The organism is Boseongicola aestuarii (assembly GCF_900184815.1).
Classification (GTDB): domain Bacteria; phylum Pseudomonadota; class Alphaproteobacteria; order Rhodobacterales; family Rhodobacteraceae; genus Boseongicola; species Boseongicola aestuarii.
Window position 1 is genome coordinate 1 of the sequence record NZ_FXXQ01000035.1, and the last position, 7,416, is coordinate 7,416.

Annotated in this window: 5 protein-coding genes and 2 pseudogenes; 4 read left to right on the plus strand and 3 right to left on the minus strand. The window is 56.7% G+C overall.

Annotated elements, in window-relative coordinates; all coding sequences use genetic code 11:
* The 4 genes and pseudogenes from BOA8489_RS20650 to BOA8489_RS19635 all read left to right on the plus strand — a co-directional run.
* Positions 1–373 (plus strand): annotated as a pseudogene (locus tag BOA8489_RS20650) (hypothetical protein); the annotation flags it as partial.
* A gap of 380 nt (positions 374–753) precedes the next feature.
* Positions 754–1,035 carry a hypothetical protein gene (locus BOA8489_RS19625; protein WP_093976008.1) on the plus strand — a complete coding sequence of 94 codons (282 nt, stop codon included), beginning with the start codon at positions 754–756 and terminating at the stop codon, positions 1,033–1,035.
* 48 nt (positions 1,036–1,083) lie between these two features.
* Entirely contained in the window at positions 1,084–1,437 is a 354-nt protein-coding gene (locus tag BOA8489_RS19630; RefSeq protein WP_093976009.1) for a phasin family protein, read from the plus strand.
* 259 nt (positions 1,438–1,696) lie between these two features.
* Entirely contained in the window at positions 1,697–2,011 is a 315-nt protein-coding gene (locus tag BOA8489_RS19635) for a TraR/DksA family transcriptional regulator (RefSeq protein WP_245814008.1), read from the plus strand.
* A 292-nt stretch (positions 2,012–2,303) separates the two neighbouring features.
* Here BOA8489_RS19635 and BOA8489_RS19640 read toward each other — a convergent pair whose 3' ends face one another.
* The 3 genes and pseudogenes from BOA8489_RS19640 to BOA8489_RS19650 form a co-directional block, all read right to left on the minus strand.
* Entirely contained in the window at positions 2,304–2,795 is a 492-nt protein-coding gene (locus BOA8489_RS19640; protein WP_093976011.1) for a hypothetical protein, read from the minus strand.
* Between the two features lie 32 nt (positions 2,796–2,827).
* Positions 2,828–4,630, minus strand: a complete 1,803-nt coding sequence (locus BOA8489_RS19645) for a PHA/PHB synthase family protein (RefSeq protein WP_093976012.1) — start codon at positions 4,628–4,630, stop codon at positions 2,828–2,830.
* 105 nt (positions 4,631–4,735) lie between these two features.
* Positions 4,736–7,309 (minus strand): annotated as a pseudogene (locus BOA8489_RS19650) (efflux RND transporter permease subunit); the annotation flags it as partial.
* Positions 7,310–7,416: the final 107 nt, after the last annotated feature.

Genomic DNA, 7,416 nt, shown 5'->3' on the forward strand with positions numbered 1-7,416 from the left:
CTCGGGCGATCCGGAGCAATCTTATTTTTCAGATGGGATTACCGACGACGTTCTGACCGACCTGTCCCGATATGCTGAACTCTTTGTCATTGCACGTCATTCCAGTTTCGCCTTTCGCGACGCTGATCTTAGCACGCCGGGCTCTCGCCTCTTTCAAGCGCTCATCCCAATTCATTTGGGCCAACGCCTTTTGGTTGTCGGACGGTATGCGTTCCACAGTTCTCCCAAACAGGAATGCCGCTGCCATTTAGCGGCCATAAAACCAGTAACGCTCGTTTATCGCACATGCAGGATGGGTCAACAACGGGCTCAAATCCGTCATTCGTTGCAGGAAGCATGCACGTCCGAATTGCGAACAATTCGTCTTATTTAGACCCGTATACCCCTTTGAATAACATTTCAGTAGGAAGGGAACTGGGCGGCGGTTCTGTAGTAAAGCGGCGATCAGAATTCTGGGTGCGGAGTGTTTGGATCATCGATGGCCAAGTCCCACTGACCGTTGGGGGGAGCCGAATTCATATATCCACAAATCAAAAATCATGGGTGAGCGCGCAGCGCGAACAGATCAGAAAGAACTTCGAACCTTAGGCGGTGTACGGTCCGGTTTGCCCACACAGTTGTCCGTGTTGCCCAATTCAGCGTACAGCGGCACTCAGATCGCAGGACATTATCGTGGTAGCCACATTTGAGGCACATCAATGCTTTTGCGGCTTTGGTCTCGTATATTGTTGTGTGTCGGGAGGCTTGCAGAAAATGATTGCGCTTGAAGATATTGAGGACATGTCTGCCTTGTCACGCGACGAAATCGACGCACTGGCGGAGCACGAACATCTCAACACCTTTGATGCAACTTTGCTGGGCGAATACCTGATGCACGTCCATTCTGGCCCGCAGAAGGTGCATGAAATGCTCTGCGACGACATTCGCGACGCGTTACGTGGCGATAGTCTGGCTCACGCCCGCAAGCTCTTTGCTGTGTTACGTCAATTCCTGGCAGATCATCCTGAAGCAGTGCGTGGGGCAGCCCGAGCGTAAGACCTCAAAAAATCTGAACCGACCGGCTGCAAAATTGGAAGGCGAGACATGACCAAATCAAAAGGGAAACAACCTGAAATCGATTTTGCAGTGCCTTTAGGTGCCGCAGCAGCTATCGCTATCAACCCGATAGCGGCGAAAGCCTGCGTGGACCTGATGTCTGAAAGTGCACGGTTCATGGCAGAACGGCTGCAACGCGACATGGAGCTGCAAATGGAGATGCTTGCCTGCAAGAATCCAGCGGCGTTGTTGGATGTTCAGTCGCGGTTCGTCAAAGAAACCATGGCACACTATACGGACGAAGCATCTCGATACATGCAAATGGTTTTCGATGCTTCCAACGATATCGCCGAGGACGCAAAGACCGGCCATTCGCGTGGCTACGACGATGTACCACTGTGAAAGCCGGTATCCTATGGCCGAAATGCTAGTCGGACGTGAGTCCGGGCCAAACCAATGCAATTGACTTAACGGTGGTCGCCAGCTCGAAGCAATTCTTGCCCGGACACGGATAGGACCATTTGGCCAAATATCGTCAGTTCCCTTGCATCAGCCTAAGTGAGCATCTGAAAGAGTGCCGCAGATTCACCAAAACTGACACACATCAACGCCTCCCAGACACAAAGGTGCAACTTTGATGTTAAACAAAGGGAGAATATCAGTGAAATCGGACCGATACAAAAGCTTGCTAATGGATCGTCGGCAAAAGCTGACGGGTCATCTATCCGTTCTTGAAGGCACACTAGAAGAGACTCCATCAAAAGACTGGGAGGACCGCGCTTCGGAAAGGCAGGGTGACGAAGTTTTCGAAGCAATGGGTCAAATCGAACTCGCGGAGTTAAGACGCATTGATGCTGCCTTGCTTCGACTAAGAGAAGGCTCTTATGGAATCTGCCAAGAATGTGGAAAAGACATCTTGGAAGCGCGACTTGATTTGTTGCCAGATACACCTTTCTGCAAAGACTGCGCGAAATGACCCGCTTGGTGGCGTGAACTGCTGGACAAGGGGGAAAGCAACCGTCTGCCGCTGCTCGCTGTGGTTTTTGCAGAGGTACTAATCCAGATGGAAGTGTATTAATTTATGATAATCAATAAGTTGTGAGGGCTGAGTGGCGGACACCTCTTCTGCGCGACTGGATATGCAGGCGCTGGGTTGATAACGGGTTTGGCGCTGATTGCGGTCACAGCCGGGGCGCAAGATGGCGCGCCTCGGTTAATGGTTTGTCGATAGGGTCGGACGCGTTTTTCTGGGATTGTCCCTGCGTGGTCTAGACCGGAATACGCGTTGGAAGCTTGTCGGGCTTGCTGGTCAGGCCTGCGGCATTGGCGAGATCACTTACGACGTCTATTTCGCCCGCAGTCATGATGCGGCTGCATGTGCTCCAGAGCGCGATCCAGTCGCTGACGTCTTCGGAAACGCACTGAACCGAGGTTTCCTGCCAAGTTTGCATGATCTCGGGAACGGAACGCATGGTCCGGTCGGAGGGGCGTGTGTCGCCGGATGCCTTCATCAAGGACTGGACAGCGTCGCGACGTCTATCTGTCCATCGCTCGGCAAAAAGCTTGAATTCCTCGGCCATCTGCAGTTGGGCCTGCAGGAGGGGCAGGGCCTTCGGGGCCATGAAGCCGCCGATTTGGGCTGATTTTGGGGACGGCGCGGAGGTCGCGCGTTTTTCTGTGGAGGTCATTGGATCGGACTTTCTTTTGCGGGTTTGTTCGACAATGGCAGGAACTGTCATCGTGTCATTGATCAGGATCATGTTTCGTCGGGCAGGTAATTGTTTGAGCGCGCTTAGAGTTGGTAAATGTAGGTCCCCGGAGCCTCGCAGAGCGCGGGGTATCCAGCGGCGGCATTGCCGGTGTCCGGCGGAGTTTGTCGGCGTTTGCTTTTTTGGCGCAACCATTTTGAATACTCGGGCCACCAGGAACCGGGGATTTTGCGCTGTTTGGCGATCCAGTTGTCGGGGTCTTCGTACAGGGCGCCGGCGGCTCGCAGGGCCACGCGGAAGTGCCGCCCCGGATGTCCAGGTTCGCTGATGATGCCACCGTTGTGTCCGCCTTTGGTCAAGACGAATGTCATTTCGCAATCGCTGAAGAGCTTGGTTTTGTAGACCGACCGCCATGGTGCGATGTGGTCGGTTTCGGTGGCGATGACGAACATCGGTGCCGAGATATCCTTGAGTGCAATGACGCGCCCTTCGACTGCAAAGCGCCCCGCGGTCAGGCGGTTTTCCAGAAACAGGCCTCTCAGGTATTCGGAGTGCATCCGTGCGGGCATTCTGGTCGTATCGGCGTTCCAGATGCCGATGTCGGTGGGCAGGTCCTCTTTTCCGAGGAAGTATCTGTTGACGGCGCGGGTATAGATCAGGTCTTCGGCACGGATTGACGCGAATGTGCGCGCCATCTGGGGGCGGTCAAGGAAACCCTGTTCCCACATCATGTCTTCGACAAAGGCGACCTGACTTTCATCGACGAACAGCAGCAATTCACCGGACTCGGCAAAGTCCACTTGAGCTGCCATCAGCGTGAGCGATGCCAGTCGGTCATCGCCGTATCGTGCCATTGTTGCCGCCGTGATAGCAAGCAGGGTGCCGCCGAGGCAATATCCGTTGGCGTGCACTTTCTGGCCCGGCACAATTGAGTTGATCGCCTGAAGTGCCTCGAGAACCCCGCGGCGGCGATAGTCTTCGAGCGATAGCTCGGATTGGTCCGCACCGGGGTTGCACCATGAGATCACAAAGACGGTGAAGCCTTGCTGCACAAGGTAGTTGACCATGGAATTCTGCGGCGACAGGTCGAGGATATAGTATTTCATGATCCAAGCCGGAATGAACAAAACCGGTTCGGGGTGCACGTTTTTCGTCTGAGGTGTGTATTGGATCAGTTCGAACAGGTCGTTGCGGAACACTACGTCTCCCGGCGTGCAGGCCAGATCGACACCCAGCTTGTACCCCTCGGGCGCTGGTTTGTGGGTTTGTGTCAGGGTATGGATCAGGTCCTCGGCAAAATGGGCTGCGCCGTCGGCAACGTTTCTTCCGCCGGTCTTGGCGGTTTCGGCAAGGATCTGGGGGTTCATCCATGGCAGGTTGGACGGTGACATCAGATCGAGGAATTGACGCATTTGAAACCGGACACGGTCGCCGTCCTGTTTGTGTAGCCCGCGCATGGGTTCTGTGGCCTCGTCCCACCAGTCCTGGATTGTCAGGAAGCTCTGCATCCAGATGTTGAACGGAGCCTTGTTCCACGCCGGATCGGCAAAGCGGTGGTCGTAGGACTTGGGTTTGAACGGGGCGGGGATCTCGTCTTGCATCAATGCCGCGGCGGAATAAGTTATAGTTTTCAATACGTTGGACTGTGCGCGTTCGATGAGCTCTAGTTGGCGACCGGGTGATCTTGCAAGGTGCATCGACCAGTCGCTCCATGCTTCGGTCACGGAATGCGGAGAAATGCCGCCTGTGGCGCGCGCGACGGTCGCCCGAATGGCCCGGTCAAGATTGTTGTGTGCGTGCGGTTTCGATGCGTCCGTGCCAGCGGGAACGTTTGCCGGAACAGGTAGTTTGTCGGTTTGACTTTGGTATTTTGCGGATTTGTTCATGTGCGTCATCCTTTCCAATAGACAGGACGTCGAGGTCTTGCGATTTACCTTAACAGAGTCCGCAGGCGGGTGATTTGATGTCGATCACGGGGTAGGGCTATGCCCTCATGTCTTGGCCAAACGGTAGATCGCCGGAATGACCAGCACGGTCAGCACTGTGGAGGACAAGAGGCCAAAGAGCAGCGAGATCGCGAGGCCCTGAAAGATCGGGTCTACAAGGATCACGGCGGCGCCGATCATGGCTGCGATGGCGGTAAGAAGGATGGGTTTGAAGCGGGTTGCTCCGGCTTCAATCAGGATATCGACGTTGACGTTCCGGTTCGGATCGGCGTGGCGGATGAAGTCGATAAGCAGGATCGAATTGCGCACGATGATGCCTGCAAGGGCGATGAAGCCGATCATGGATGTGGCGGAAAACGGGGCGTCGAATAGCCAGTGACCAGCCATGATCCCGAGGAACGTCAGCGGAACGGGTGTCAGCACCACAAGCGGCAAGCGGAAACTTCCGAATTGTGCGACCACTAGGATGTAGATGCCCAAGAGCGCGACCGCGAAGGCGGCGCCCATGTCGCGGAAGGTGACCCAAGTGACCTCCCATTCGCCGTCCCAAAGCAGAACCGGGTTTGCCGTGGAAGGAGGTTGGCCGTTCAGACGGATTTCAGGCGCGGGGGTATCGGCCCAGTCGAACGCATCGAGACGGTTGGCGATCTCGATCATTCCGTAGAGCGGTGCTTCGAAGTCTCCGGCAAGTTCCCCGGTCACCATGATCACATCATAACCGTTGCGGCGGAAGATGGGATAGGAGGTGCGCTCGTCAGTGATGGTCACGACGTCGCCTAATTCGACGATGTCGCGCGCACCGGGAAGTGCGTTGGCGGACACAGGCGTGGACAGGGCCGCTTCGTCCATCACGCGCGCGGCCTTGTCTCGGGCAACCACGATGGGGATCGGGCGGCGTCCGTCTCCGCGATGGGAATAGCCGACGGTGATCTCGCCGTTCAGAAGGCGCAGTGTTTGCAGCACATCGCTTTCTTCAACGCGAAAGAAGTCAAGGTCGGATGGTCTGAGCGTTGCCCGCAGTCGCCGCGATTGAATGCCGGCACTGTCATCGACATCGACGACGAAGGGCGTTTCTTCGAAGGCCGTGCGCACGCGGTTTGCCACATTGCGTCTGGTATCGGCGTCCGGGCCGTAGATTTCGGCCAGCAGCGTCGAGATCACGGGCGGACCGGGTGGTGGTTCCACGACCTTGAGGACCGTTCCGTCGGGCACATCCAGTGCGGACAACCGGTTTCTGAGGTCCAGCGCGATATCATGGCTTGGGCGTTCGCGGTGGTGTTTGGCTTCGAGATTGAGCTGCACATCGCCGATTTCAGGGTTCTGGCGGAGGAAATAATGCCGGACAAGCCCGTTGAAATTGAACGCGGATGCGGTGCCGGCGTGGGTCTGAGCCGAGTGCACTTCGGGGAGTGAGAGCGCGATACGGGCTGCGTCCTGGGCCACGGCGTCGGTGGCCTCGACGCTTGCGCCTTCGGGCAGGTCGATCACGATCGACAGTTCCGATTTGTTGTCAAATGGCAGGAGTTTGACCGTCACGTCCTTGGTATAAAAGAGCCCAAGCGAGCCAATGGACAGAACCGCCGCAACGAGGAGGAACATCGCGCTTCGTGTTTTGGTGAGGAGAACAGGACGGGCGACGGTCGCGTAGATGCGCCCGAGGCGGCCTCCAGGTACGTCGCTTTGGTGGTCCCCCGCGTGGTGTGGTGGTGCACGTCCGGCGATCTTCAGCATCAGCCAAGGGGTGATTGTAACGGCGACGAAGAAGGAAAAAATCATCGCCATCGAAGCATTGGCTGGAATGGGGCTCATGTAGGGGCCCATCAGCCCCGACACGAAGAGCATTGGCAAAAGAGCGACGACGACGGTCAGCGTGGCGACGATTGTCGGGTTGCCGACTTCGGCGACCGCTGTGATCGCGGCGCCGAACGGGCTTTGATCCTGTCTGCGTTCTGCCCAGTGGCGGGCGATATTCTCAATGACGACAATGGCGTCGTCGACAAGGATGCCGATCGAAAAGATCAGGGCGAAAAGCGAGACGCGGTTCAGGGTGTAGCCCATGATCCAGGCCGCAAAGAGTGTCAGCAGGATCGTCACGGGAATGACGATAGCGACGACGATGGCTTCGCGCCAGCCGATGGTGACGAGGACAAGTGCCACGATTGAAATGGTCGCGAGCCCAAGGTGAAACAGAAGTTCGTTGGCTTTTTCGTCCGCAGTTTCGCCGTAGTCGCGTGTCACTTCGATTTCGACGCTTTCGGGGATGAGGTCGCCTTCGATTTCATGCACCTGATGGAGGATTTCTTCTGCGACCTGCACCGCGTTTGCGCCGGCGCGTTTGGCAAGGGCGAGGGTCACGGCGGGTCGTCTGATTATTTCGCCGTCTGCGCTACGGTGCAGCGTGGCGACGTGGCGTTCGTCCATGCCCGAAGTGAAGGCGACGTCGGCAACGTCGCGCACATAAACGGTGCGGCCGTCTCTCGCCGTCAGTTCGAGATTGCCGATCTCTTCGGCCGTCGACAGTGTTTCGCCGATGACCAGTTCGATCTGCTGGCTATCGGATCGCAACCGCCCGGCCGGTGCGGCACTGTTGGCGCCTTCCTGCCTAGCCTGATCTGACTGGTCCAACTTGATTGTTAGTGCATGACTGGTCGTCGGTCTATTGGCATGATGGTTTCCGGAGCCGGAGACCGATATCCCAAGGCGCTGTGAGGCCGTTTCGTGTTGTA

What these genes read in the sequence shown, in the direction of transcription:
- BOA8489_RS19625 (WP_093976008.1), top strand. Translation starts at nt 754, where the DNA reads ATGATTGCGCTTGAAGATATTGAGGACATGTCTGCCTTGTCACGCGAC.
- BOA8489_RS19630 (WP_093976009.1), top strand. Translation starts at nt 1,084, where the DNA reads ATGACCAAATCAAAAGGGAAACAACCTGAAATCGATTTTGCAGTGCCT.
- BOA8489_RS19640 (WP_093976011.1), bottom strand. Translation starts at nt 2,795, where the DNA reads ATGATCCTGATCAATGACACGATGACAGTTCCTGCCATTGTCGAACAA.
- BOA8489_RS19645 (WP_093976012.1), bottom strand. Translation starts at nt 4,630, where the DNA reads ATGAACAAATCCGCAAAATACCAAAGTCAAACCGACAAACTACCTGTT.